Consider the following 26,531-nt stretch of genomic DNA (forward strand, 5'->3'; position numbering starts at 1 on the left):
GCGGAACGGCTGCATGCCCTGGAAGAGCCGCCATTCCGACAGCCCTATACCTTTACCCCCCGGCGTATCACTAAGGTTAATATTAACATGGCAATCAATAGTAAGACAATCGTCGCACCGGGAGCCAGGTTCCACACGCCTGCCATCAGCAGCCCGGCAATGACGGCGGATTCCGACACGAGCACGGAGACGATGACCGCCTTCTTGAAGCTCTTCGCGAGGAGCAGACTGGTCGCGACCGGAATCGTCAAGAGCGCCGATACGAGCAAGGCGCCGACGATCTTGATCGCGACGCTGATGACCAGCGCCGTCAGCACCGTCACGGCGACATTCAACCAGCGGACCGGAAGCCCGTTCACCGCAGCCGCGTCCTCATCGAAGGTCAGCATGAACATTTCCTTGAAAAAAATAAGCATAAAAACGACGACGATGACCGTTACGGCTCCGACCACTGTCAGATCCGTGCCGTTCAGCGTATAGATGCTGCCGAATAAATAATTGGTCACGTTCGCGTTGAAGCTCCGTCCCAGCGTAAAAAAGAGCGAAGCCAACGCGACGCCGCCCGACATGATGACGGCTATCGACAGCTCCGCATACGTCTTATACGCCTTGCGAAGCCGCTCGATCGCCACCGCCCCCAGCAGGGCGAAGACGACCCCCATCGCGAGCGGATAGATGCCTAGCAAAAAGCCAAGCGCCACCCCGGCAATCGTCACATGAGCCAAGGTGTCCCCGATCATGGACAACCGGCGCAGCACGAGAAACATCCCCATCAGCGGCCCCGTAATCCCGATGAGCAGACCGCCGATAAGGGCCCTCTGGAAAAATTCCGAAAATATGATATCCAATCTATACCGACCCCTTCACATCATTTGCTAGCCGTATGCCGCAGCGGCATTCAGACGATGACGCCATGCGTCAAACCCGGCTCCAGACATTCCGCCTCATGGGAATGCTTCACATAGAAGTGGAAATTCCCGCAGGAGCCGGCCGGCTCGTCGCCAAGCCACGAGTTCACCAGGTCCAGATCGTGGGAGACCATGACGAAGGTCATCCGGTGATGCTCATGCAAATGCTGCAGCAGGCTGAAAAACTCCTTCTGCGTGCCGGCATCAATGCCGACGGTCGGTTCGTCCAAAATCATCAAGTCCGGCTTGTTCACCATCGCCCGTGCCAAAAAGACGCGCTGCTGCTGTCCTCCGGACAGCTGTCCAATTTTTTTGTGAGCCAGATCCTCGATCCGCATCGCCGCCATCGCATCGACGCATTGGCTGATTTCCTGCTTCGACAGCCTGCGGAACAGGCGGCTCCGGTTGTACATCCCGGACTGCACTACCTCCATGACCGTGGCGGGGAACAGCGGATTGAACGAATTTTTTTGCGGAACATATCCTATACGTTCCCACTGCTTGAAGCGCTGAATCGGCGTGCCGAACAGCCTCACTTCCCCGGCGGTAGGCCGGAGCAGGCCTACCATTAAGCGAAGCAGCGTCGTCTTGCCTGCCCCGTTCGCCCCGATGACCCCTACGAAGTCCCGTTCTATCACCGTGAAATTCACATTATCGAAGACCTTCTGCCCTTCATAGTCAAAGCCGACTTGATCCAACGTGATGACCTGCCCGTGGCAGGGATCGGTTACGTTCATTGTTCTAGTCATCTCTCTTCCTTATCCTCCCGGCCGGGTCGCCGCCCATGCCGGCATGTATCCTTCTTATTGTAACGCGAGAAGGAGATTTTGCAAGTTGCGTTCCATCAGGGTCACATAATTATCGCCCGCCGCTTCCTGCTCCTGCGTCAAGCCTTCCAGCGGGTTCAAGACGAGCGTATCAACCTTCGCTTCCGAAGCCAGCGTTTGGGCCAATTGATCGGATACCAGCTCTTCGAAAAATACATATTTCAGCTGCTTCTCCTGCATCAGCTTCGACAGATTCAGCAAATCCTGCGCACGCGGCTCCGCATCCGGGGAAATCCCCATAATGGCATGCTGGTGCAGATCGTAATCCCGCGCCAAGTATCCGAAAGCCTGATGCGACACGACGATATCGCGCTTCGCCACGTCCTTCAGCTTCGTCGTATATTCCTGGTCGATCGAAGCCAGCTTCGCTTTCAACTGCTCATAGTTCTTCTCATAGTCGCCGCGATGCTCCGGATCGGCATCCACGAGCGCGTCCTTCACATTCTCCACCATAATGAGCGCAGACTTGGGACTGATCCACGTATGCGGATCGATATCGCCATGGTCATGTCCATGCTCATCCTCGTGGGCATGCTCGCCCTCGGCATGCGCTTCTTCTCCGTGCTCCTCTTCCTCTTCGCTCGCCTGTATCAGCGTGATTCCGTTGCTGACCTCGACGGTCTTCGCCTTCGAGCCGGCATCTAGTCCCTTTTGGAAATCAGGCAGCCAGCCTTCGAAGCCGGCTCCATTCACGAGCAGCAGCTGCGCGTTGGACGCATTTTGCAAATCCCGGCTCTTCGGTGTCCAGTCATGCGGCTCGACTCCTGTCGGGATAAGATTGGTAACCTGTACATGATCCCCGCCAATCTCGCTCGCCATGTAATAGATCGGGTAGAAGCTTGTTATCACATTCACTTTGCCATTGGCCGCTCCTTCCACAGCCGAATCGTTATTCGCACATGCATTCAGCAGCAGAAGGCCGCAAGCGGCCAGCGCCAGCATGATGAACCGCAGCGACATACGTCCTTTCCCAAGATTCATATCCCATCTCCCTTTCCTGTCCTTGTTCTTTCTATTTCGTAATTATTACTATTAAGATTATAGCAGGGTCGAAGCACATGTCAATCCCCTCTTTACGGAAAAAAAATAGTTTCATGTTTTGACATCTTTCTACACCGATCATAAGATGATAGAGGGCAATTTGGCGTCTGTATCCCGCGGCAAACCTATTTTTTATAAGGAGTGAAGAGTTTGGAATGGATAGACTGGCTGAAATACGCCATCCTTGGCCTGGTGCAAGGGGTTACGGAGCCCATCCCGGTGTCTTCGAGCGGACATCTTGTTATCGTTGAGAAATTATTCGGCTTACATATCGAAGGGCTTGGATTTGAAGTATTCGTCAACTTCGCCTCTTTATTGGCTATTCTGCTCATTTACCGCCAAGATATTGCGCGGCTGACCGTCAACACATGCCGTTTTCTGTTCCGCCGCGACCCGGCGGCGAAGGCCGACTTCATGTTCGTCGTCTATCTCGTGCTGGCGACTATCCCGGCCGGGGTTATCGGCGTCCTGTTCAAGGATGCTATCGCGGACAACTTCAAGGGGCTGAAAATTATCGGTGTTACGCTGCTGGTAACGGCCCTTGCCCTGTGGCTCATTCGCAACCTGCGCGGTCGCAAGGGTGACAAGGATTTGTCGTTCGGCGAAACCTTCCTTGTCGGCCTGGCCCAATCGGTCGCCTTGATTCCCGGCATCAGCCGTTCCGGCGCGACCATCGTCGCCGCCATGGCGCTCGGATGGAAGCAGGAAACGGCGCTGCGCTTCTCCTTTTTCCTGTACATTCCCGTCAGCTTGGGCGGCATGATTCTCGAAGGGAAGGACATGCTGAAGGATCCGACGCTCGGACAGTTCATCGGTCCTTACTTGCTGGCCTTCGTCTGTTCCCTGGTCGCCTCCTACTTCGCGCTCCGCTGGTTCATGGGGCTGATGGCGCGGGGCAATCTGAAATGGTTCTCCCTGTACTGCGTGGCAGCCGGCCTCTTCGTGCTGCTGTTCCTGAATTGACCCGTACGGACGAGCAACCGAACGCAACACGCAAAAAAGCTTGGCTGCCGGCCAAGCTTTTTGTATGTAAATTCGGTCAACCAAGCTGCTTCACCTTCTCTTCCAACCTTACTCTCGCCTCTTCATCCCAGACGACCGAGATTTCAAAGGTCCCCTCTTCGAAAAATAACGGAAATCTGCGCTTGAACCAAGGCTGCATTGGCAAATGCAATGCTTCTTGTATATTAACCCAGACCAGCTCTCCTTCGGGCGGATTTTGCAGCAGCTCCCCTTCATACCGTGTGGCAAGATAATTGAACACGATATACCGGTATTTCGTCTGAGGCACGACATACTCATCTATTCCTTTAAAAATCAAATCCTCAGGGTGTACGCGAAGACCGGTTTCCTCCCGCAGCTCTCGCACCGCTCCTTCCGCAAAGCTTTCGGGAATCTCAACCTTGCCCCCAGGACCAAGGTAACCTGGGAATCCCAGCTTATCGGGGCGATTCACCAGCAGCACCCGATCTCCATCCTGCACAAGACACATCGTATATAACCCGCATTCCACCTTCTGTAATCCTGACATATTGCCCTCCCCTTTGTCCCATGGATCATTTTCCCACCTTCCTTCAACTATAGCACAAACAAACGTTCGTTGGTACAAGCACAAAAAATGGCGTTCAAATTGAAATCCAATCTGAACGCCATTGTGCATCCGGATAGAATCGTCAGCTAATCTACTTCACAACCGCTCCGTTCGGCATGCTGTCCGGCACGGTAGCGACCGTCAGCTGCCCGTCCTTGGATGCGGCCAGTATCATGCCTTGCGATAAGACGCCGCGCAGCTTGACCGGCTTCAGGTTCGCGACCACTATCACTTTGCGGCCGATAAGCTCCTCCGGCTTGTAATATTGCGCGATGCCGGAGACGACTTGACGCTGCTCGTAGCCGAGATCAAGCTCCAGACGAAGCAATTTGTCCGCTTTCGGCACCGGTTCGCAATGCGTCACTTGGCCGACGCGCAGCTCGACCTTGCCGAAATCATCGATATTGATCTCTTCCTTGGCGTCGGCAGGCGGCCCTGCCGCAGGCTCCGCTTCCGCTGGCGCAGCCGCTGCTGCAGGCGCCTCGGCCGGAGCGGACGCAGTTGCCCCGCCGCTCATGCTCTCCGCGATGAATGCCGCCTCAACGGCCGCCTCCAGGCGCGGGAAGATCGGCGCGGCCTTGACGACGCGTGTGCCTTCCGGAATGACGCCGAATGTACGGGCCGCATCCCAGTCGGCGCATGTCTCAGGCTTCAAGCCGAGCTGCTCCCAGATCAGCGCAGGCGCCTTCGTCAGGAACGGCTGCAGCAGAATCGATGCGACGCGCAGACTCTCTGCCAGATGCGACATCACCGATGCCAGCTCGTCGCGTCGCGCTTCGTCCTTCGCAAGCGCCCATGGCTGAGTCTCATCAATATATTTGTTCGTGCGGCTGATGAACTGCCAGATTGCGCTGAGCGCGACGGAGAACTCCATCTTCTCCATGGCCGCTTCCACCTTATCGATCGTCTGGCCTGCCATCGAAGCCAGTTCGCCGTCGAACGGAGTCACCTGCCCCTGGAACGCCGGGATCACGCCGTCGAAATATTTCTCGATCATCGCCACTGTACGGTTCAGCAAGTTGCCCAAATCATTCGCCAGATCGTAATTGACCCGCTCCACGAAGCCTTCCGGCGTAAATGTCCCGTCGGAACCGAACGGCACCTCGCGCAGCAAATAGTAACGCAGCGCGTCCAGGCCATAGCGGTCGATCAGCATGACCGGATCGACGACATTGCCTTTCGATTTGGACATTTTGCCGTCCTTCATCAACAGCCAGCCGTGGCCGAATACCTTCTTCGGCAGCGGGAGTCCGAGCGCCATGAGCATAATCGGCCAATAGATCGTGTGGAAGCGGATAATTTCCTTCCCAACCAGATGCACATCGGCCGGCCAAAACTTCTCATACAGCTCCGAATTATCGGAACCGTAGCCTAACGCCGTAATATAGTTCGTCAATGCATCGATCCAGACGTAGACGACATGCTTCGGATCGCCGGCCACCTTGATCCCCCAGTCGAACGACGTGCGGGAGACCGCCAGATCTTCGAGCCCCGGCTTGATGAAGTTATTGATCATCTCGTTCTTGCGCGATTCCGGCTGAATGAAGTCCGGATGCTCTTCATAGTAAGCCAACAGTTGCTCGACATACTTGCTCATGCGGAAGAAATAGCTTTCCTCCTTCACGAGCTCCACCGGACGTCCGCAGTCCGGACAGTTGCCGTTGTTCAATTGACGCTCGGTGAAGAACGCCTCGCACGGTGTACAGTACCAGCCTTCATAGGTTCCCTTGTAAATGTCGCCCTGCTGAACCAACTGATCGAAAATTTGCTGGACGACCTTCTTGTGGCGCTCCTCGGTCGTGCGGATGAAGTCGTCATAGGAGATATCGAGCTTCTTCCACAGCTCTTTAATCCCGACGACGATATCGTCCACGAATTGCTGCGGCGTCTTCCCTGCTTCCGCCGCCTTGCGCTCAATCTTCTGCCCATGCTCGTCCGTACCCGTCAAGTAGCGGACATCGAAGCCGCGCAGCCGCTTGTAGCGTGCCATCGCATCGCCCGCTACCGTCGTATACGCATGCCCGATATGGAGCTTGTCGCTCGGGTAATAGATCGGGGTCGTGATGTAAAAGGTTTTGTTATTGTTGGCCATCATACCCATCCTCCTTCATATTCGCTTGCAGCCGCTGGCAGTGAACCCCGGAATGCACGCAAAAAAGCTCTCATCCTCTTGGGACGAGAGCTGAACTCACGCGGTACCACCCAAATTCCTGCCGCCTTCCCTTCCTCTTCTGCAGGTCACAGTGGCGACAGCTTCATTGCAGCCGATTCAATCGGCCTGAACATTCGTTATCGGGAATGAGCCGCCACAGGCTTGCCTTCTCTCGCCATTCGCGTACAGAAGCTCGCAAGCGGATCCTCCGGGACCATGTTCGGAAGGGTTCACATACCGGTTCTCAGCAATCCCGGCTCTCTGCAATGCTCGTCGCTTCCTACTTATCCGTTCATCGGATGATATATACAATATTGTCTCCAGCCTACCTCCAAATATATCCCAGTCCTCCGCCACATGTCAAGAGCGCTTGAGCGGAACCGGATCGTAGCCGCCCGGATGGAACGGATGGCAGCGGCCAATCCGCTTGATCGCGAGCCAGCTCCCTTTGATCGGACCGTGAACCTCGAGCGCTTCCAACGCATAGGCCGAACAGGTCGGATAGAAGCGGCACGTCGGAGGCTTCAACGGGGAGATGAATTTGCGGTAAAATCTCACCGGCCCCTGCAGCGTCCGCACCGCCCGTGACGGGCGTGGAGCCGTCTGCCGGCCCGCATCTTCGGGCGAGCTCATGGCCGGGCACCGTCCTTGTCCGCGACGGCCCCCGCTTCGGAACCGGCTGCATGCGAACAGGCTTCGCAATAGCCGAAGACTTCGAATTTATGCTTCACGACCTGGAACTTCTCCGGCACATCGGTCAGCGGCATCGGACAAAAATGTATCGGATACGTCTTCTCGCACTGTAAGCAGATCATATGATGATGGTGATGTGCCTCCGCGCAATGAACCCGGAACTTGACTCCGTCCTCGAAGACGATCTGCTCCAGGACGCCCAATTCATGCATGACACGGAGATTGCGGTATACCGTATCGAAGCTCAATCCCGAATACCGCTTTCCCATAAACTCATAGACATCCTTCGGTGTCAGGAAGCCGTCCGTATCGGCGAATAATTTGGCTAGCGTGCGACGCTGTTCCGTAATCCGCAGTCCTTGCGCCGCCATTTTGTCCAGTATTTGATCTGTGGTCAGCATCGGTGTCCCTCCCGTAGATTCCGAACCTCTCCTATAATAATGAGCTATTGTCCTTCCGTAGTCAAACATTCTCCCTGCAACCCGCTGCCGCAATCAATCCCTCCTGCTCACCGAGTCAGTCACTTCGTTATCCCGGCCAGTCACCCCGCTCACCTAGTCAGTCACTTCGTTATCCCAGCCAGTCACCCACTCATCCAGTTAGTACCCCCTGCTCCGTCATGGTACAATAAAAAACGAGGTGAATAAATGATGATTCAACTGCTCCGATTCCGGCAGCAAAACGCTCCGCCCGATGTGGCGGAACAGCTTATCTCTTTGATGCGTCAACAATGGCCGCAAGCCTTTGAGGGCGAAGCGACACGGTGGCCGGATAACCCAGACACCAATCCGGTATCATTCGTATATCTATCCGATAACAGCGTTATAAGCCACGTCGCCGTGCAGAACAAGACGCTTCATCATCAAGGACAAGCTTATCGCGCCTTCGGACTCAGCGAAGTCCTCACTCGCCCCTCCAGCCGAGGGGAAGGCTTCGGCACGAAGCTGATCCAGGAGGCGGCAGGCTATATCCAGACGCAAGAGCCAGATATCTCCGTGTTCACGTGCAAGCCCGAGCTGACATCATTCTATGCCCGGGGCGGCTGGGAACATCTCGAGGGAGCTTGTCTTGTCGGCGGCACAAGACACAAGCCGTTCCGCAGTGATTCGCTGGGGCTGGCCGTAATGCTCCGCCTGCATTCGGCCGCAGCGCAGCAGCGGCGAGCAGATTTCGAGCGGGCAGATCTTTATCTTGAACTCGGTGAGAACATGTTATGGTAACGCGCTCTCTGGCCGTAATCTTCTTCCCCGCTTCCACACAACCACGCTGCACACAGCCACTGCCATACGTTGCCATCCAGACACCGCCATACATCAATGGCACACACACCGCCATACAGCAAAAGAGGCTGCCGCTGCTAGCCTTCCGGCATGCGGGAGAGCCTCCTTGAGGTGATCCGATTATTTCTCCAAATGATACTGCTTCTCCAAATCATCGAGCATCAGGTTCGCTGCGCGCACGCCGTCGGCTCTGTTCCAGATGGCGTCATCGACGCGGAAGACCAGGTAGTTCTTCACCACGTTCAGGTTTGCCAGAGCTTATTCTTCGTCCATTCTTTCTCCAGCTTCGACGCTTCCTGATTCCCAGTCTCATAGACGAATCAGAACATCAAATCGCCGTCCATTTCCGGAATCCGTTCCTTTGAGACGTCATCCGCGAAGGCGTCTTTTTTGCTAGGCCGCCGGACGCTTGATGCCGATCTGTCAAAACAATGCCGGAAAACGTCTGCTTGTAGTAAATGCGCACCTTACCCGGCATGAACCGGACAACCGAGACTTCCTTGCTATGCTGATCGCCGGCTTGCGCCCGGAAATCTTCAACCCGTTTGTCGAAGTTCTGAACGAACTGCTCGCCCTCCATGTTTGCATTAATATGATCATACCGAGGATCACCCGTCCAAGACTTCACCGCTCCGACCGGCTTGATGCCGGGCTCGATCAGCGCTTCCGTCCCTTCGTTCGTCTATACGACGCGCTTCGGATGCGGCGGAACGTTCGACGTCCCCATCGCATGCTTGAACCGCCCGAGTCTGAGCTTCGCCCTCTCCTTCCGTCTTCTCGGGCCTTCCGTCGAACCGCCTGGCCGCCGCTCGAATTACCGCCGCAGGCCGACAGCACCAGACCAATCACCAGCACGAGAGACAACAATGATGTCCACTTGCTGCTCCGCCGGAAGCGGAGCGGCGAGTAACCCCTTCGCAATAACGGACGGCCCGCCTGCACGGGCCACCAAAGCCGGGTCACAAGCTGAACAAGTCCCCTTCTAGCTCTTATGTTTGCTAGCCCTATCGCGCAGGTTGAACAACACCTCTTCTGGCTCTTTTGTTCGCAATCCCCATCGCGCAGGTTGAACAACACCCCTTCTGGCTTTTTTGTTCGTTATCCCCGTGGCGCAGGTTGGGCAACTTCTCTTCTGGCTCTTTTGTTCGCTATCCCCATCGCGCAGGTTGAACAACACCTCTTCTGGCTTTTTTGTTCGCTATCCCCGTGGCGCAGGTTGGGCGAACCCTCGGTTAGCTCTTGAACCAAAGTTCCCCTACTGGAAAGGATATCGGTTATAAGAGTCGGTCTGGAACATCAGACGGGACTCCTGAGAGACGGGGATATCAGCCATAAGGAGTCGGATAGGAACATCAGACGGAGCTCCTGAGGGACAGGGATATCAGCCATAAGGAGTCGGATAGGAACATCAGACGGGACTCCTGAGGGACGGGGATATCAGCCATAAGGAGTCGGATAGGAACATCAGACGGGACTCCTGAGGGACGGGGATATCAGCCATAAGGAGTCGGATAGAAACATCAGACGGAGCTCCTGAGGGACGGGGATATTAGCCAGTCAGCTAGAAACATTAACCGAGACTCCTGAGGCGCAGGGATATTGGTCATAAGGAGCAAATGTTCAATCCAATCGCAAAAAAAGAGGGCACCGTCGCGGTCCATCGCGGTGCCCTCTTTGTCGATCCTTTTGATAAGTATAGAATGATGGCTTATTCAGCTGGCTTTTCTTTTGGTAATGGGATGAAGAGCAGATTGACTGGCATATTGCTGCCCGCAGCCGGCGTGAACAGAATCTCAACCGTCTCCTGGTAAGCTCCGGTCCGGTAGACGACACTGGCTTCGCTAGTACTGCTTAATCTTCCCTGATTCGGCGTCTGGAGGGTTTGGCCGTTCACAAACAAGCCTCCAGAGTAGGAGCCTCCGCGGGAGTTGAAGGCGATCAGTGTATGCGGCGCCACATTTTCCAGCTTGACGCGGTACAATACGCCGTAGTTGCCGGCGTTCACTTGGTTCTCGTATGTCATCATATCCGAACCTTCAATGTACGTGTCATTTGTTTTGTCGGCGAATACGAGGCGGGACGCCTCTTCCCCTACCCGCTCCCCGATCGTGAAGACGCGATCCGCTTTGTTGAATGTGCCTCTGATATGCTTGCCGTCAGGCTCAAGCTCCTTCAGTTTGTTCAGTTCTTTCATAATATCCTTCGAAGCGTCCAAGGCGACGACCGAATATTCCAACGTATTGTCGCCGAAGAAATCGGCATACATCGTATAAATGTCATCCGGTCTCATCGGGCGTTCATTCAATTCCGGTATCAGCACCCGAGTCTCGTTCGGCTGCAGCACGAGTTCATTGATTTCACCTTCCTGCTCGAACGATTCCATATATCGAACCGACGCGAGCTTCCCAGTTTGCTGCGGATACGGGTTCGGGCCAGCTTGGCCGTAATGCTCCACATAGACAGTTGCCGCACGGTCGGATACATTCTTCGCAAGCACATAGAGCTGCATCTTCTTGTCCGTGCCATTCTTGTGATGCAGGAAAATACGCGCACCGCCTGCGACACGGTCTTTGTACACGATTCCTTCTTCAAGCACGGTCTCCGGAGAATTCGTGCGGTATAATGTCCGGTTCTCTTCCTTCACTTCCGGCTGGAGCAGCTTCATGCTCAGTACGGATTGTCCGCCTAGCGGGAACACTTCGCCGTACCCTGTGTAGAGCAGGTTGAATTCATGGAAGGAGTACAGTGTTTCATCCGAGATCATGATGGTCTGGGAATACTCATCCGTCAGCCCGAACTTATTTGTAACCTTAAGCGTGATTGTCTGCGGACCCGGTTGAAAAAAAGCCGGCTCGTTGTTGGTCCATACCCGTTCTGTAATGGAATCCTCTTTGTCGGTGCTCATGTCTTCGTAACGGATGTATTCCCCCATCTTGTAGGTGGTCTTAGGCGTCTGGAAGCTCGCCTTCGGCGGCTCCTTCGCCGGCTGAACCGTAATATTGACAGAGAAAGGTTCGCTTATGTTGCCGCGCTCGTCGACGACACGAAGCGTGATGGTGTAGACGCCTGGCGCATCATAATACTCCTGGAGCCCTTCCCACTGCTCATCGACGATCTTCAACCCGGTTGGACTCGTGGATTCGTTCTTGACTGTCACGCGGGTCTGCGTTGCGAAGATTTCCTCTTCATTTACGCTGAATTTGGCAACCGGTTGCGTGTTCAACTGAATCACAATCCGCTTGTTCTTGCTGTCCCATGTATATGGATAGCCGAATGCCTGCATTGCGGAGGTTACCGGCACCATGAACGTGTTTTGGACGATATAGGATTCCCCGCTCATCTTCGTCGGAGAACCATTCACCCGGTATTGATCGCTGCCGGCCTTATAACGCAGCTCTTTGTCTCCGTTCGTAATGATCGTTTCCTTTGTCTTATTATCGAATCGGGTCTGCAGTCCGAACCGATCCACCAAGGAGCGGAGAGCTATGTACGAAACGCCCTTTTTGACGGTAATCGGCTGTGGGGAAGTATATTTAACGCCGTTATGATACATCACATTGCTGTTCGCCATCAGGATGAGCTCATCCTTGCCGGCTGTACTGGCTGTTGGATCCGGGGTAGCCGTATCCGGAGCAGCCGCGTCCGAGTTAGCTTCGTCCGGGTTCACTTCGTCTGGGTTAGCTTTGTCTGGGTTGTCCGCGCTTCCATCTACGTCCGGCTGTTCACCTGTAACGTCGCCTTGCTGTTGAGTGTCGACAACTGCTTCCGTTCCGCTTGCCGCGCTGCCGTCTCCTTCTGCAGCGACCATGACGGGAACCATCGTAATAAGTTGAATTGCTGCCAAGCAAGTAACAAATAGCTTTTTCCAAGATTTCATTTCTGTGCTTTCTCCTCACCCATCGTAATCATTCGTGCCTATATTGAATTCTCACCATCGTAATGAACATAGTCTTAGACGCAAAAGATTACAAAAAGTTTCTATTTTCGTAACCATTCTTACAGAAAACAAGCATACGGCAGAATTCCGATGAATAACGAAGAAATAAGAAGAAGTGTCAACCGCATACGACAATTTTTCCTTGAAGCTCCCCCCTCCTCGAAGCAGGTCAACATCAGGATTGCACTTCAAGAAAAACAATGTTACGATACTAACGTAACACTGTTACGACATCAATATGAAGGAGGCTTCCGCTTGGCATGGACGAACATTTGATTTCAAAAAAAGAATTGCTCGATCTGACCGGCATTTCTTATGGACAGCTATACCGGTGGAAGCGCAAAAATCTGATACCGGAAGCATGGTTTATCCGGAAGTCAACCCACACCGGGCAAGAGACTTATTTTCCGAGAGAGAAAATATGGGAACGCATCGATAAAATCATCAATATGAAAGAGGATCTGTCGCTCGATGAATTGGCGGACATGTTCTCTCCTAATGTCGCCAGCACTGCAGTCAGCAAGTCCGAGATCACCGGCCGCGGCATCGTATCGCCGATGGCGCTTCAGGTATACACCGAGCAAATGGGCGATGCCGAAGCCTTCTCATTCGAGAAGCTGCTGCATATTTACGTGCTCGATCGGCTGCTGCAATCCGGCGATATGAGCCTGGAGGAAGGCATGATGCTGCTTCAACTGTTGCGCGATCATTACGGCAAGTTCGAAGGGAAGGATTGCGATCTGATGCTGGTCCGCAAGATGGGCATTAGTACGCTTCTGCTCGTCTCCAGCCCGGAAGAAATCTGCGTCGACAGCGGCACGAAAATCGTGACCCGTCTGTCGCTCTCCAACTGCCTCGAAGAATTGAAAGTTCAACTTACGTAACGGGAGGAAGCACTTATGTCTCAAGCAACAGGAGATATTATTATTTCGGGTCTTGGAAGTTCGTCCGGCGGCACGTACCAGCGCGTTCGGATAGATGGTGTCGGCAATATCGATGGAAATCTCTTCTGCTCGTCCTTCGTCTCCAACGGAAAAGGCAAAGTTACGGGCAACCTGGAGGCGGGCACGACCGAGGTTCGGGGGATGCTTACGCTCAAAGGCAACCTCCAATCGAATCATAGCCGCATCGATGGGACGGCCCGGCTGGATGGTTATTGGTCGGGCGATGCGATTGAGTTGAACGGCACCGTCACGGTCGCTTACGATTGTCAGGCCGAGCGCTTCATCTCCCGCGGCGCCTTCCATATTGGCGGACTGCTCAACGCAGGCACGATCGATGTCAAGATGGCCGGCGGCTGCCGGGCCCGAGAAATTGGCTGTGAGCGGATTCAGGTTCGACAAGGCGCTGCGTTATCGATCTTCAACAAGCTGTTGTCCTCGTTCATCAACCGTCCTCAGTTGGAGGCGGACACGATCGAAGGAGATATCGTAGATCTCGAATATACCCGTGCCCGCGTCGTGCGTGGCAATCATGTCAGCATCGGCCCCGGCTGCCAGATCGATCAAATCGAATACCGGCAATCCATACAGTTGCATGAAGAGGCGCAAGTGAACAGCCATAGGAAGCTGTAATGAACGGGATGAGGGCTGTCTGGGATTGGTCCCTTGCGGCACCGTTAAGCCCGAATAAGGAGGAATCGATATCAACATGGAACAGCGGCGCGATCTGAAAATTATGGGCTCCTCACGCGCGGGCGGAGGAGCATATGACAAAGTAAGCATTATGGGAGACGGCTCCGTGCACGGCGATGTGGACTGCCGTGTATTCAGCTGCGCGGGATCCGCCCATATCGAAGGCAGCGTGAAGGCCGGCGAAATGAAAATTCGGGGAACCTCCGAAGTGAACGGAAACGTGAACGTCAACAAGCTCTCTATTCAAGGGCAGGGCGAGATTCGCGGCTACTTGCGAGTCGGGGAGGCCAATATTGGCGGGATGGCGAACATCGGCCGCAATTTGCAAGGGGATCGGCTCAGCTTGAAAGGCTCTGCGACAGTGCAGGGAGATTGCGAATTCGAATCTATTACCGCCAACGGTTCGCTCCAAGTCGAAGGCCTGCTCAATGCGGGCAGCCTGGACCTTCGTCTTCAGTGGCCTTGCCATGCTCGCGAGATTGGCGGCGACAAGATCAAGATCCGCCGCGGCAACGGACTCGGCAATCTGCTTGCCTTCCTCCCCGGCCTATTCCACCTGACGCCGGATGCGCGCATGAGCGCAGACCTTATCGAAGGCGATCATATAGAGTTAGAGCATACGGCAGCACGCATCGTCCGCGGGAACGATGTCATCATTGGTCCCGGCTGCGATATCGGTCAGGTCGAGTACCGCGGGCAGCTGCACCGCCATCCGGATTGCACCGTTCATCATATTATTCAATTGTAGTTGGGCATTTGCTGCCGAGCGGCACCTCCGGCAACGGCCCGGAACGGGTCGCTGGCACACACTGGCTTTCCGGGTGCATGTTCCAGGAGCCAGGGGCAACCGATGTATAGAGGAACGAATCGAGCTCATTGAGGAGATTTCCGATCGAAAACACAGGACGGGATGCAAGCATCCCGTCCCTTGTTCATGTGGTGTAGTTATCCTGTATCCCGTACCGGCGGCGAAGTTCGGCTGCAGCCGCGCGCACCTCGTCCGGCTCCGGCAGATGCAGCTTCGCCGCCGCGGCCGTGATTCCCTGCTCCGTCTGCCGCTCGCGGATCACCCGCTTCACGGCTGCGGTGAAGGCCTCTGCGGCATCGGCCTCGCCGCCAAGCCCGGCCGCTTCCTCGAGGCTGGCCGTGCTCTCCTCCGCCACGCGCGGATAATCCCGCTCCGTGCCGCCGGCGGTTGCCCGCGCGTAGAATTCGCGCACGAGCCCGGCGCTGTCGCGGCCGGAGCCGCCGGCGATGACGAACGCCTGCACGATGAAGGCGTTCGCCTGCCGGCGCTGGGCGATGCCGCAAAATTTGCGGCCGCCAATGCTGAGGTCGAAGTCGCCGGGGCAGTAGGCGCCTTCGACCTCGCCTTTGTCGACGCGGCAGCAGGTATGCTGCAGCGCGCGTCGAATCAAGCGGTACATCCGCTCGAAATCACCGTGGAAATGCTTGTCGCCCCCCTCCTGCTTCGGCAGGATGAGCGACAGATTGACCACGCCCGAATCGAGCGGCACCGCCGCGCCGCCGGTATTGCGCACTGCCGTCGCATAGCCGAGCGACTCCAGCCAGCGCAGCGCCTCGGCGGCTTGGGGCAGCCGGCTGTCACGCTGCCCAAGGATGAAGGCCCGCGGATGGCGCCACAGATGGCAGAGCGGCGGGCCGCCGCGGCCAGTCTGTCTGCACAGCAGCTCATCCAGCGCGAACGGGTAGAGCGGATCCGGCTCCGTCCAATCGTTCGTGCGATCCAGCAGCAGCACATCGTTCAGCTTGCCGAGAACGAGCTCATCAAGCGCCTCGTCCTCCGGCAGCTGGCCGCCGCTTCCCGTCTCTGATTGGTTATTCATGTCGCCGCCTCCTGAACGGGAAGGGGGCGACAGCCGCCCCCTTCCCTCCATTCTATATTTTCCACTCGCGAAGGTTCAGATGCCGAACCCCTTCCACGACATACGGATCGTTCTCGGCCAGCTGGCGCGCTTCTTCCATGGAATGCGCCACATAAATGACCATGCCGCCAGAACCGTCGCCGAAGGCGCCTTTGGCGAACACCTTGCCCTGCTCCTTCAGCTTGTCCAAATAATTCAAATGCGCCTGGCGGTACGTTTGATTTTTGGAGGCATCCTTCATTTCCAATAAAGCCGCATAGTGAGCCATTGTCGATTATCTCCTTTTCCCTGATCAGTTAATGAATACGGCAGCGCCGGAAGCGAGCCTCCGCGAGGCGTATGCCCTAGCTTCCTTTCTAGCGTACAACAGAAGGCTTCATATGAAAAGCCGTAAACCGGCCAACAGATCCATCCGCTAGCGCTGCCGGCCCGGAGCGCGGACTGACGCGGCGGCCTATCCGGCCGTTACCGCTTGGGCAGCAGCTGGACATACTCATCCGACAGCTTCATCAACGATAAAATATATTCATAATCGCGGCGGTACGGCTCAAGATCAAGCACGGGCTTCAGCGTCTTCAGCGAGATCGCCTCGCCATCTTCGAAGCCCGTTCCCGGAACGAACAAAATATCGTTCGTAAAAAATGATCCGGTCGGCAAATAATAGCGCATGCCGATGACATTGTTGTCCGTGTTCAGCAGATCCCGCCCGAACGCGGTGAACTGCTGCTCCTTCAGAGAGATGCCAAGCAAATTGGCCAACGTCGGCATAATATCGACCTGACCCCCGGTAAGCTCCACCGTCTTGCCGCCCTTCTGCCCCGGTACGTGAATAATAAGCGGGATATTGAAGCGGCTTACCTTATTATCATAAGGAATGCCCAATTGGGCCGTAATCTCTTTCCCGTCGGTCTCCGCCGGATTGACGCCGGAATGATCCCCATAGGCAACAAGCACCGTGTTGTCCCATACACCTTCAGCTTTGAGCTGGTCGATCAAGCGGCCTAGCGCATAGTCGGTATAATGGATCGCCGTCAAATAATGCCCAAGCTGCGTATCCTCCATCTCTGCAGGCAGCTTCAACCGGCGGCGATCCGGCGGCACGACGAACGGGGCGTGGCTGGACGTCGTCACGAACTGGGCATAGAACGGCTCGCCGGTTCCGGCCATCTCCGCCAGCTTCTCGCTGCCGACGCGGTATAATTCTTCATCCGAAGCGCCGAAATCATTGAAATGATCATTCTCGTAATAAGGCCGGTCGAAATAACGATCAAAACCGACGCCGGGATACAACAGGTGGCGGCTCCAGAAATGAACATCATTGACATGGAACGTCGCCGATTGATACGCCAACTTGTTGAGTAGGCGCGGCAGGCTGGGCAGCTCCCTGTCCCCGAAGCCCGTCGACATCGCGACCGTACCGGTCGGATAGATCGAGGTATTGGACATGAATTCCGCATCCGATGTATTGCCCTGGCCAATCTGCTGGTACACATAAGGGAAATAATAGCCTTCTTCCGCCAGCCGGTTCAAGACCGGCGTCACCTCTTGATCGCCAAGCTTCAAGTGAATCGGGAAATTTTGAAAGGCCTCCATCTGCACGACAATGACGTTCATGCCTTTCGCCTCGCCGAAATGAACGGGCTTCGCGTCCTTCTTCTCTTCCTTGCGGTAAGGATATGTCGCCTGCAGCTCGTTCACCCGCCGAATTGTGTCCTGCAGGTTGCCCTGGGCGATCAGATCATTCTCCCGCTTGCTCTTAATTGCCGATGCGACCTGGTAATTCAGGAAGCCAAGACGCTCCGCCTGCACCAGCTCATTATCGATGCGGCTGCCGTCGACAATGAACTGCAGAGAGACCCCCATGCTGATGACGAGCGCGAGTGCAGCCGCGATTTTGACCCGCAGCGTGCCGGTGCGCGGCCGTTCCCGGAACGATACCGCGATCTCTCGCACGGAAGCCCGATTGTACCAGCGAAGGGCTCCAATCCCGGCCGCGATCGCCATATCCGCAAAAAAGAGAAAATGATAGGGCTGAATCAAGACCGTAATGCTGCCTCTGATTTGCGGTACTTGGCCCAATCCGCCAAGCGCCGTATACGTCGGCACCGTATTGAAATGAATCCGGTACAAGGTAGCGGCGAACAGCATCAGCGAAAAGACGGCGTTGATCGCCCAATAGACGCCGCGCTTCCCCCGGCGCGGCAGGGCCAGCTCCAGCAAGCTCATCATGACGAGCAAGGACAAAGCGTCGCTGAGCATCCCTAGGGCCGTAATTTTGCCGAAGAGGAAAAGACGAAGCAAGGCCAGCTTGGCCAGCATTAAAAGAGAGATGCCGGCCATAGGCGATAATCGATAATATCGATTCCGCATTACTATTTTCATGGCAACAATCACTTTCTTTCTATTCAATCTGTTGCATGCGGCATACGATCAGATACAGGCCGCTACGATCGAAGCGAAGCTGAACCGATCTGAATATAGACTTGCTGAATCGTGTCCAGCGCGGCCGCATGGCCAATTATATTGTGGATCAAGGTTACCGCCGCACAGGCGATGATGACCCCGGTCAGAACCCGGCGCGCGCTCCAGCCGCAGCGGTGGACCCCCCAAGCGCTTAACAGGAACAAGGCAAATAAATAGTGTCCGGCATAGAGATACATATCATATTGGAATGCCGCCAGGCCGAAGCCGACGACAATATGCAGCAGAAGCGCGAACAGCGGATATACTGCGAGAGATTGTACCTCTCGCGAGCGGTACCCTATGAAGAGAGCCAGTAAAGTCAGGCCGATGACAACGATGCCGATAAGATGTCCATACAGCGGGAACGGGTTCGACAGGTTCGTGACGAACGCCATCACCGAGTCGTCGATCATCGCCAAGCGCGGCGTCACAATCGGACTCTCGATCATCGAGTACAATGCTTTCCAATGATGGGCGAAGGAAAATGGCGCCACATAGCTGAATCCGCCAGCTTGAATATTATGCTGCCACGTCGTTATCCAGGAGTTGCCGGGAAACAGAACGAACTGCATTCCCGAAAGCAGAGCGACGAGCAGCAAAGAGACGCCCGCAATTTTGAGACAAGCGTTCAAGTATGTTCGGCTCTTGCGCAGCGTGCTGATGAAGAGCGATCCTACGGCGGTCGCGGCGTTGGTCACGGTGATCCCGAAGTTCAGCGTCAGCAGAAGCGATACCGGCCATACGCCGAGCTTCTCATGGTGCCGGCAATACTGGGCGTATAGCACCGTCAGCAAAATGATCAGGACCGCGTACGGATAAGAATCCGGGATCAGTGCCGAAAAAATTTGATAGGAACTTGCGCCGAAAAAGACGGCCGTTCCGATCGACAAGGCATTGCCGTATGAATTGCGGCGCAAATAATAATACATAAGGACGACGCCACACGCGTTCATGGCGCTCTGTATCCCCAAAAACAAGCCATTGCCCATCGTCATGGAGGCCGCCTGCTTCAACGGCGCCGACAAATAATTAATCAACGGATGAATCACGGAAGATTGCGGCGCATAATAGAGCGACGGATCGAAATTGAACAGATTCAATGTGAACGGCGCCCCGTAAAAAGGACTGTACTCTGCCAGCACCGCCTGATTCCGCTCCATATACGTAATAAACGGAAGATTTAACCAAAAATAAAATAGAAAGAAGCCCAAAAACAGAAGCAGCGCTGTGCGGTTATCCTGCTTCACGCCAAAAACCGTTTTCCAAAACTGCATGACCCCATGCCTCCATACGATAATTTCTATATCTAATCCATCATCCTGCGAGAAGCAGCATGCCCGCAAAAATAAAGGCAATGCCGGCCGCTTTCGGCAAGCCTATCGATTCCTTGAATATCCACCTCGCCAGCACCATCGTCCAGATGAAGGTCAGCGCATTGGCCGGAAGGACGACGGTATAAGGCAGAAATCGCAGCAAATAAATATTGAGCAGCGCCCCGGCTCCATAGCACAGAAACCCGAGGAGAAGTATGCTCCGCTGCTTGCGCGCGGACGATAATTTGAAGCAGGCGCTGCCGAGCGAGCCGAACCATGTCATCACCACGAGGAGGAGCCAGAGCCATTCATTTCTCATAGCTGATGCACGCGACGCCGATAATTAGCAGCAGAACGGCGATTCCTTTCTGCAGATTGACCGTCTCGCCCAAGAGCAGACCGCCATACAGCAGGGCAAAAATATAGCTGCATGCCATGAGCGGATAAGCGACGGACAGCTTTTCCAGCGACAGCGACTTAATCATGAGCACGGCCCCGATGCCATAGAACACAAAGCCAATCCCCAAGTAAAGCAGATTGTCGACGCCCCATTTCCAGAACAACTGCCCCGTCGCGGTGCACCAGGCCGACATGATCATGAGCGCCTTGCCGGCGTGCTTCGACTTCAAGAGCTCCATCTTATAACCTCCAGACCCTCCTGCTTGATCGGTGCGTTCCGGATCAAATACCGCTGCCCCGCCATCTCCAGCATCGGCAGATCGCTGGTGCAATCGGAATATGCGCAGGAAGCCTCGTAGTCGATCTCTAGCTGATGCCGCTCCAAATAATCGCGGATGCGCGCAACCTTTTCTTCCGCTTTGCAATTCTTGCCCTCGATCAGATGCGTATAGCAGCCGTTCCGCCGCTGCAACTCCGTCCCCAGCACCTCGTCCACACACCCCAGCTTCTTGAAATATTTCATATAAGCAACTGGAGAAGCGGTCACGAGAAGGACGCGATAGCCCAGCTTCTTCCTGCTTCGCATCTCGGCGAGAGCATCCTGATACATTTCCGGCACGAGGACCCGGTCGTAGAAAGCTTCCAAATCGCCCTCGTCCATATAAGCAATGGATCGGAAAAAGAACTGCTTGGCCTTCTCTGCCGGCATGATGCCAAGCTTATACAGAAGCAGGTTCCAGGCGAGAGCGGGCAAATGAATAGCAGACCGCGGCTTGGCCGCAAGGCCGTACTTCAAAAACAAGAACATGGAATCGCGCCGAATAATCGTTTTATCGATATCGAAAAGCGCTACTTTGGACAGCATGATGTTCGACCCCTTTTCCCTATTCAAACAGGATGAATATCGCCAGCACGCTAATCACGTACAAAATGACGGTAACGAAAATATGTTTGTCTTCAAACAGCAGCCGATCGGGCGCTCCGCCCTTCTTCTCGACATGGATCAAATATAAGTAACGGAAGATGCCATATATGACAAAAGGAATCGTCCACATCAAATGCGTCGTCCGTCCGGCGGTAAACGTGAACAGCGAATAGCTGATGACGGTCGCCGTAGCCACGATGCTGATCAGCTGATCCAGCAGCGCGAAAGAATAGTTGTCGAGCACCTTGCGGTGCGTCCCTTTTTGATCGGCCAGCAAAAACAATTCATGCCTCCGCTTGCCAATCGCCAAAAAGAGAGAGAGCAGCATCGTGCAGAGCAGGAACCATGGCGTCAAATTCACGTGAATGGCCAGACCGCCCGCGATGGCCCGCAGCACAAACCCGGCGGCAATCGTCATAATGTCGAGGATGACGACATGCTTCAATTTGAACGAGTAAGCCACATTTAACACAAAATAAACGGCCAGCACCGCGGTCAAGAGCGGATGGATAAAGTAAGAAGCGGCCAGCGAGCCAATTAGCAGCACCGCGCCGGTTCCGAGGGCAACGGCCGGATTCAACGCACCGGATGCCATCGGACGATGCCGCTTCACCGGGTGGACGCGATCCGCTTCCCGGTCCGAATAATCATTAATAATGTAGACGCAGCCGGATACGAAGCAAAAGAGAAAAAATACAATCAACGAATGATACACGGCCGACAGCTCCACACGCTTCAACGAAAAGAGAAGCGCTGCGAACACGAGCAGGTTTTTGGTCCACTGCTTCGGCCGCAGCTGCTTCCACATCAGCGCGATCACATGACCGGAGCTTGCTGCGGCCGCGGCAGGCTGCGGTGTGTGCTTAAGATTGATATTCACGTGCGACATCCCCCTAATAACCTAGCAATCTATGTTTATTCGATTCTATTCCCTAGCAGTTTCTTTTTATCTTTCTATGGTTTTTCCATTTATATGGTATTATCATCTCTAGCGTCAGCACGAGCGCATGCCACAGCTCCCATTGAATCCATTTGCGGCTCCAGCGTGCCGGTATCCAGCGCATGGCTCTCAGCCTCCTCTATCATTCGGTGCGCACTGACAAAAAATAGAGGCTGAGTGTCAGCCTCTATTTCTCAATATATTCGACTATCTTCTGATTCACAAGTACTTCACTTATTTTTCCAATCTCGATTTCTTCACCTAAAGAAACAACCGCTTGATAGCTTCGCTGCCGGGCCGGCTGGACAGAATCCGCGCCCGCGCTGCCATCTGCGCCCCCGGCTGGTGGCGCCGCTTCTCCCGGCGGCGTATCTCCCAGCGGCGTGTCTCCCGGAGAGGTGTCTCCCGAAGGCTTGTCTTCTGAGGGCTTGTCTCCCGCCATCTCGTCCGGCTGCGCGCTGTCCCCGCCCCCTGCCATTCCTGCCTTGTTATCAGGAGAATCGGCTGATTGTGTGTTGCCGCCGCCATTCTGATCCTGCTGCTCGGCGCTTGTCGAGGTAGAATCGGCAGCGCCTGCACCCGTCGTTCCCGCGGAGTCGGTTCCCGCTCCGGAAGAACTGCCCGGCGGCGTTCCTTCCGGACCCGCCCCCGAAGCGGCTCCCGAAGAACAGAGGTGCTGCACGGATCGATCCGTATATGTGTGCTCAGTGCCTCCCTCCAGCTTCACCGTAATCGTGCCCGCCTGGAATGCGGCGCATTCCGCCTCCGTCCCGAACTCGAATACAAGCTCTGTCGTCGGCTTCAATTCGCCGTCCACGAAATCCTCGTTCTGTCGCGCATAGACTTGCGGCTCCAGCTTCTCTGCCGGCTGCTGCGTCTCCGGCTCCGGATCGGCTGCGTTGTTACCCGCCACCGCAGGCTTGCCGCTGTCGAAGACGCCGGAGGCCGCCAAGCCGCCGCCAATGCCGCCGATGAGCAGGAGAATGGCCACGAACCATACCATCGCTTTCCGGTTGCGCCGCAGCCATCTGACGATAGGCGGCGACAGCTCGCTGCGGGCCTTGACGTATACAGCCTGAAGCGGCGCGCCCGCCTGCTCGAAATAGAGCTTGCGGTTCGTCCGGTTTTTGAACGCGTCCTGGTCGTATTTTTTGAAATAAGCGACCACCGCCGCAGCATATCCCGGCTCGAGCTTCCTTCCTCGCGAGAAAAAGCGCTGCTTCTCGGACCAGTTCATGAACCGATAGACCGTCTCCTTGTCCGGCGCGTGCTGATGCAAATAATGAAGCAGCGCCCCGTATTCAATCAAGCCTGTGTTGGCATCCCGACAGAACGCAAGCACCAGCCGGCCGAAGCAGGACGGCCCCAGATCCTTCTGCAGCCAGCGTCGTCCAAGCTGCTGCAGCCGGTCCAGCTCGGCAGGCGATAAGCCGTCGAAGATCGATTCATCCGGTTCGGCGTCGCGGAACCAGCGGTATGCAGACAGCATAACATCCGCCGTGGACTGCACATGAGGCGGATAGCGGGCGGCCCATTCCCTCACCTCTCCCGGATGCGCCAGGAATCCGATCTGGAGGAACGCTTCCTGGCGCGTCTGCTCCAGATTCAGCTCCGTCAGCAGGAACACATTCGCCGCATAAGACAGCTGCTCCATAAAGATAAGCATGTCTTCGCTGGCAGGCCGCCCCTCCTCTGCGAGCAGGCGGTCGGCCATATCCAGCACCGCGTTCACGGCGGACACCGGCTCCACATCATGCCGCAGCTTCTCGGCAAGCTGTCCAGCGGCCAACTCGGTGAACTCGGTCTTGAGCAACAGAACCGGGTGCTGGCTGGACCAATGATGAGCCAGCTTCAGAAGATCATCGGCCCGGACGATCTCCTGGAATTTCTGCCGCATATACGGGAAGAAAAGTTCTACCGTCTTGCCGCCCCGCAGCAGCGTGTCGAAGAAAGGCTTGCTGACGCTGTCGCTGCCCTCGATGAGCGCATAATAGGCTTCCATTCGCTCGCGGCCCTTCGACTCACTTGCTTCATACAAGCTCCGGATCAAATAGCCGATCAGATCGCTTCCCAGCGCCGACCCGGCAAGCGCTTCGTATTCCATGAAGCACTTCACGATAGCCGGATCAGGCGTGCCTCCCTGCTTGACGAGCTCATACTCGCGCTGGAAGCATCCACGGAACAGCTCCGCCAGCCGCCGCTTCGACTCGGCAGCCCCTTCCGGTGCCAAGTAATCGAGCATCGAACGCAGCGCGCCGACCCGATTCTGCGTATAGAAAGAATCGCTGCCTTCCTCGATCTGGAACAATACAGCCAGCTCGTGGCAGCTGGCGATCGCGGTATGCCGCTGCGAGTCCATGCCCTCCAGCATCTGCTCGTGGAAGACATAGAAGGCTTCCGCCCGCACCGGCTGCTCCAGATTGCTCCAAGCGAAGCTCAAGTAGGGCTGCTTCCCCAGATCGATATCGACATTCGTCACCCGCTTGGACGCCAGATCGAAGGTATAGTCCTTGTCGATGTTGCGATCATTCGGGCGCAAGCTCCCTTGCTCGACGAACGTCAGATGAATGCCCTTCCGGCTCTGCGGCTCCTTGGAGAACGTCAGGAAGCCGAGCGCGCGGCGGTATGCATACGGCAGGCTGCCGTACAGCACGCCGACCAGCTGCAAGGCGGTCTCCGACAACTCCTCCACCGCGACGTCGAGCGCCACGAACACTTTGCGTCTCGTGACAACGGACGACATGACGGCGAACAATAGCTGCTTGAACATCTTCTCGTCGATCCCGAGTCTGGCGAGCAGGGCGGTCGGCGAAGCCGGACGGCGCGCTTCCGCCGCACTTGGAATCTTCTCCAGTTCGGGCAGCTCCGTGCCCTGCTCGATGTCATAGCTGCTGGCGAAGTCCGCGTTCAGCAGCGATGGGTAGTCCTTCACTGCATCGGCCGCCCGTTCGGCAGGCACGATGAAGTTGTGAGTGAAGAAGGCGCTGCGCAGGCCTGTGAAATCGGCCGCCTGATAGATGCTGCGGCCCAAGACGAGCTGCCCCATATCGGCGTGGAACAGATGCAGCGCTTGTGGATAGCGCGCTTCGTCCTTCTCGCCGAGCGAGGCCAGCTCCGCCGGAGCGTCATAGACGCAGAACGGATGGAGCACTTTTTTGATGAATCCGGTATCAAGCCCGCCGGAGGCCGCGATCGTGTCGAAGCCTTCATTGGGGCGGAATATCCCGCGCCGCTCGCGCGTATACATTTGCTGCTGGATGCGAGAGGATCTGCTCGATGTCAATGCTGCTCTCTCCCCTCGATATAGTTCAATTCATGCAACAGCCAGATGAACGGCTCATCCACCCGAATCGGGCTGACAACCCCCTGCAGCTTCTGATTGACCGGGTTGCTGCCCAATGCCGACACGGCGAAGTAGGCCGTATTGGAGAAATAGACATCCATCGTTCCTTTGAACGGACGGTCCACCTTCTCGATGAAGCGCCGGATCTCGCCGTCGATATTATGGAACTCCGTCAGATCGAGATATTTGCGATGAACCATATTGTGAAAAATGTTGCTATTCGACTTGATATAGTCGCCATCCTCATCCTTCAACGCATGCAGCATGTCGCTCTTCGTCAGCACGACGGCCGTCGGGATGTCGGTCTTGTTCTTATCCTGGTAGGCGATGAAATCGCCGAACAGCGTCAGCACGACATCGCGCGGCTCGTCATATTGCGGCACCCACTCGTCGGAAGCTCCGCCGTATTGCATGCGGATTTTTTCACGAATCGATCGAATTTGCAGCGGATCGATCATGAACAGGATGCCAGCCGAATTTTTGATATGCTGGCCGTGCAGGCCCAGATAATCCTGATCGACCATACCTTCCCCCGCGACATCAAAAAACACCAGCGTGAGCGGCGGCTTCGTCTCATCCTTGAAGACGAATTGAAAGATGAACGGCTCCTGCATCTTCTCCTTCTGCGTCGACGCGAGCAGATCGCCGCGTTCGAACAGCGGCTCCTCGTACATCGTGCGGAACTTGCGGCTTATCTCCGCATTAAGCGGCATGCAGGCGGCATCGAAATGATCGGCCGTCGTATGCTGGAGCGTATGAATCAGCGCGGTCATGTAGACCGATTTGCCGACCTGGGAGGCCCCGATAATAGAAATAATATTGCTCGGCACCTTCCCTGCCGTCACGGGCAGCTCATTATGGCAGTGCGGGCACAGCCTTCTGCGCGTGACGACGCCATAGCGGTCATTCAGCCCGATAAGCACATGATCGGAATACAGATGATGCTCATCGGGAATATCGCGCGGATCGAGAACCGCCTCCATATCATAGACGGTATCGAGGCCGAAGCGGTCCCGGTATTTGTTCAGCTTCTCATCCTCCTGCAGCGCGTAATTCTCGTCGTCCTCGCGGTGGTGCGCCGCGCGGAACACGACCTCCTCCGGCGAGAATTTGCTGAAGCAGAATGGGCATACGATATCATAGAACAGCGGCCGTGACGCCTGCTGCGGCTTGCGCTTCAGAAAATCAAAAATCCCCAA

General features: G+C 55.6%; 25 protein-coding genes. 5 read left to right on the forward strand and 20 right to left on the reverse strand.

The window, feature by feature from the left end; all coding sequences use genetic code 11:
- Positions 1 to 44: 44 nt before the first annotated feature.
- The 3 genes from FLT43_RS06090 to FLT43_RS06100 are packed head-to-tail and all read right to left on the reverse strand — an operon-like array spanning position 45 to position 2,716.
- The gene (locus FLT43_RS06090) at positions 45 to 848 is read right to left on the reverse strand and encodes a metal ABC transporter permease (RefSeq protein ID WP_087442550.1); all 804 of its coding nucleotides are present in this window, start codon (positions 846 to 848) and stop codon (positions 45 to 47) included.
- Positions 849 to 898: 50 nt separating this feature from the next.
- Positions 899 to 1,657, reverse strand: a complete 759-nt coding sequence (locus tag FLT43_RS06095) for a metal ABC transporter ATP-binding protein (protein ID WP_087442549.1) — start codon at positions 1,655 to 1,657, stop codon at positions 899 to 901.
- Between the two features lie 54 nt (positions 1,658 to 1,711).
- Positions 1,712 to 2,716, reverse strand: coding sequence for a metal ABC transporter substrate-binding protein (locus FLT43_RS06100; RefSeq protein WP_087442548.1), 1,005 nt, complete (start codon positions 2,714 to 2,716; stop codon positions 1,712 to 1,714).
- A gap of 210 nt (positions 2,717 to 2,926) precedes the next feature.
- On the opposite strand from FLT43_RS06100, the gene FLT43_RS06105 reads away from it, so the two are divergent.
- Positions 2,927 to 3,739, forward strand: a complete 813-nt coding sequence (locus FLT43_RS06105; RefSeq protein WP_087442547.1) for an undecaprenyl-diphosphate phosphatase — start codon at positions 2,927 to 2,929, stop codon at positions 3,737 to 3,739.
- 76 nt (positions 3,740 to 3,815) lie between these two features.
- Here FLT43_RS06105 and FLT43_RS06110 read toward each other — a convergent pair whose 3' ends face one another.
- From FLT43_RS06110 to FLT43_RS06125, 4 genes are all read right to left on the reverse strand, one after another.
- On the reverse strand, positions 3,816 to 4,307 hold the full coding sequence (locus tag FLT43_RS06110; protein ID WP_087442546.1) for an 8-oxo-dGTP diphosphatase: 492 nt from the start codon (positions 4,305 to 4,307) through the stop codon (positions 3,816 to 3,818).
- Between the two features lie 151 nt (positions 4,308 to 4,458).
- Positions 4,459 to 6,459 (reverse strand): methionine--tRNA ligase, encoded by a 2,001-nt coding sequence (gene metG, locus FLT43_RS06115; protein WP_087442674.1) that lies wholly within the window; start codon positions 6,457 to 6,459, stop codon positions 4,459 to 4,461.
- Positions 6,460 to 6,879: 420 nt separating this feature from the next.
- A complete protein-coding gene (gene yidD / locus FLT43_RS06120; protein WP_087442545.1) occupies positions 6,880 to 7,152 on the reverse strand; it encodes a membrane protein insertion efficiency factor YidD in 273 nt (90 codons plus the stop codon).
- Complete coding sequence (locus FLT43_RS06125) at positions 7,149 to 7,613, reverse strand: Fur family transcriptional regulator (RefSeq protein WP_087442544.1); 465 nt, start codon at positions 7,611 to 7,613, stop codon at positions 7,149 to 7,151. The genes yidD and FLT43_RS06125 overlap by 4 nt, the downstream gene beginning before the upstream one ends.
- A 246-nt stretch (positions 7,614 to 7,859) precedes the next feature.
- On the opposite strand from FLT43_RS06125, the gene FLT43_RS06130 reads away from it, so the two are divergent.
- Complete coding sequence (locus tag FLT43_RS06130) at positions 7,860 to 8,432, forward strand: GNAT family N-acetyltransferase (protein ID WP_244194192.1); 573 nt, start codon at positions 7,860 to 7,862, stop codon at positions 8,430 to 8,432.
- 388 nt (positions 8,433 to 8,820) lie between these two features.
- Here FLT43_RS06130 and FLT43_RS30780 read toward each other — a convergent pair whose 3' ends face one another.
- The 3 genes from FLT43_RS30780 to FLT43_RS06140 form a co-directional block, all read right to left on the reverse strand.
- A complete protein-coding gene (locus FLT43_RS30780; protein ID WP_411831080.1) occupies positions 8,821 to 9,120 on the reverse strand; it encodes a TroA family protein in 300 nt (99 codons plus the stop codon).
- Positions 9,121 to 9,149: 29 nt separating this feature from the next.
- A complete protein-coding gene (locus FLT43_RS30785; protein WP_411831081.1) occupies positions 9,150 to 9,455 on the reverse strand; it encodes a hypothetical protein in 306 nt (101 codons plus the stop codon).
- Positions 9,456 to 10,200: 745 nt separating this feature from the next.
- The gene (locus FLT43_RS06140) at positions 10,201 to 12,369 is read right to left on the reverse strand and encodes a stalk domain-containing protein (protein WP_087442542.1); all 2,169 of its coding nucleotides are present in this window, start codon (positions 12,367 to 12,369) and stop codon (positions 10,201 to 10,203) included.
- Between the two features lie 320 nt (positions 12,370 to 12,689).
- On the opposite strand from FLT43_RS06140, the gene FLT43_RS06145 reads away from it, so the two are divergent.
- From FLT43_RS06145 to FLT43_RS06155, 3 genes are all read left to right on the forward strand, one after another.
- Positions 12,690 to 13,313 (forward strand): YhbD family protein, encoded by a 624-nt coding sequence (locus FLT43_RS06145; protein WP_087442541.1) that lies wholly within the window; start codon positions 12,690 to 12,692, stop codon positions 13,311 to 13,313.
- A gap of 15 nt (positions 13,314 to 13,328) precedes the next feature.
- Complete coding sequence (locus tag FLT43_RS06150; protein WP_087442540.1) at positions 13,329 to 14,003, forward strand: bactofilin family protein; 675 nt, start codon at positions 13,329 to 13,331, stop codon at positions 14,001 to 14,003.
- 76 nt (positions 14,004 to 14,079) lie between these two features.
- Entirely contained in the window at positions 14,080 to 14,811 is a 732-nt protein-coding gene (locus FLT43_RS06155; protein WP_087442539.1) for a polymer-forming cytoskeletal protein, read from the forward strand.
- 184 nt (positions 14,812 to 14,995) lie between these two features.
- Here FLT43_RS06155 and FLT43_RS06160 read toward each other — a convergent pair whose 3' ends face one another.
- The 10 genes from FLT43_RS06160 to FLT43_RS06205 form a co-directional block, all read right to left on the reverse strand.
- Positions 14,996 to 15,910, reverse strand: coding sequence for a lipoate--protein ligase family protein (locus tag FLT43_RS06160; RefSeq protein ID WP_244194191.1), 915 nt, complete (start codon positions 15,908 to 15,910; stop codon positions 14,996 to 14,998).
- Positions 15,911 to 15,962: 52 nt separating this feature from the next.
- On the reverse strand, positions 15,963 to 16,217 hold the full coding sequence (locus FLT43_RS06165; RefSeq protein WP_087442538.1) for a YciI family protein: 255 nt from the start codon (positions 16,215 to 16,217) through the stop codon (positions 15,963 to 15,965).
- 197 nt (positions 16,218 to 16,414) lie between these two features.
- Positions 16,415 to 18,331, reverse strand: a complete 1,917-nt coding sequence (locus tag FLT43_RS06170) for an LTA synthase family protein (RefSeq protein ID WP_244194190.1) — start codon at positions 18,329 to 18,331, stop codon at positions 16,415 to 16,417.
- Between the two features lie 62 nt (positions 18,332 to 18,393).
- Positions 18,394 to 19,686, reverse strand: coding sequence for a DUF6080 domain-containing protein (locus FLT43_RS06175; protein WP_087442536.1), 1,293 nt, complete (start codon positions 19,684 to 19,686; stop codon positions 18,394 to 18,396).
- A gap of 40 nt (positions 19,687 to 19,726) precedes the next feature.
- Positions 19,727 to 20,044 (reverse strand): EamA family transporter, encoded by a 318-nt coding sequence (locus tag FLT43_RS06180; protein WP_164776198.1) that lies wholly within the window; start codon positions 20,042 to 20,044, stop codon positions 19,727 to 19,729.
- Positions 20,034 to 20,363, reverse strand: coding sequence for an EamA family transporter (locus FLT43_RS06185; RefSeq protein ID WP_087442534.1), 330 nt, complete (start codon positions 20,361 to 20,363; stop codon positions 20,034 to 20,036). Before FLT43_RS06185 ends, FLT43_RS06180 begins: the two co-directional genes overlap by 11 nt.
- The gene (locus FLT43_RS06190; protein ID WP_087442533.1) at positions 20,351 to 20,989 is read right to left on the reverse strand and encodes an HAD family hydrolase; all 639 of its coding nucleotides are present in this window, start codon (positions 20,987 to 20,989) and stop codon (positions 20,351 to 20,353) included. Before FLT43_RS06190 ends, FLT43_RS06185 begins: the two co-directional genes overlap by 13 nt.
- Positions 20,990 to 21,008: 19 nt before the next feature.
- Positions 21,009 to 21,929 carry a decaprenyl-phosphate phosphoribosyltransferase gene (locus FLT43_RS06195; RefSeq protein ID WP_087442532.1) on the reverse strand — a complete coding sequence of 307 codons (921 nt, stop codon included), beginning with the start codon at positions 21,927 to 21,929 and terminating at the stop codon, positions 21,009 to 21,011.
- Positions 21,930 to 22,176: 247 nt separating this feature from the next.
- Positions 22,177 to 25,272, reverse strand: a complete 3,096-nt coding sequence (locus FLT43_RS06200; RefSeq protein ID WP_244194189.1) for a GAP1-N2 domain-containing protein — start codon at positions 25,270 to 25,272, stop codon at positions 22,177 to 22,179.
- The gene (locus tag FLT43_RS06205) at positions 25,269 to 26,531 is read right to left on the reverse strand and encodes a TRAFAC clade GTPase domain-containing protein (RefSeq protein ID WP_087442531.1); all 1,263 of its coding nucleotides are present in this window, start codon (positions 26,529 to 26,531) and stop codon (positions 25,269 to 25,271) included. The genes FLT43_RS06200 and FLT43_RS06205 overlap by 4 nt, the downstream gene beginning before the upstream one ends.

The organism is Paenibacillus thiaminolyticus, assembly GCF_007066085.1.
GTDB lineage: Bacteria > Bacillota > Bacilli > Paenibacillales > Paenibacillaceae > Paenibacillus_B > Paenibacillus_B thiaminolyticus.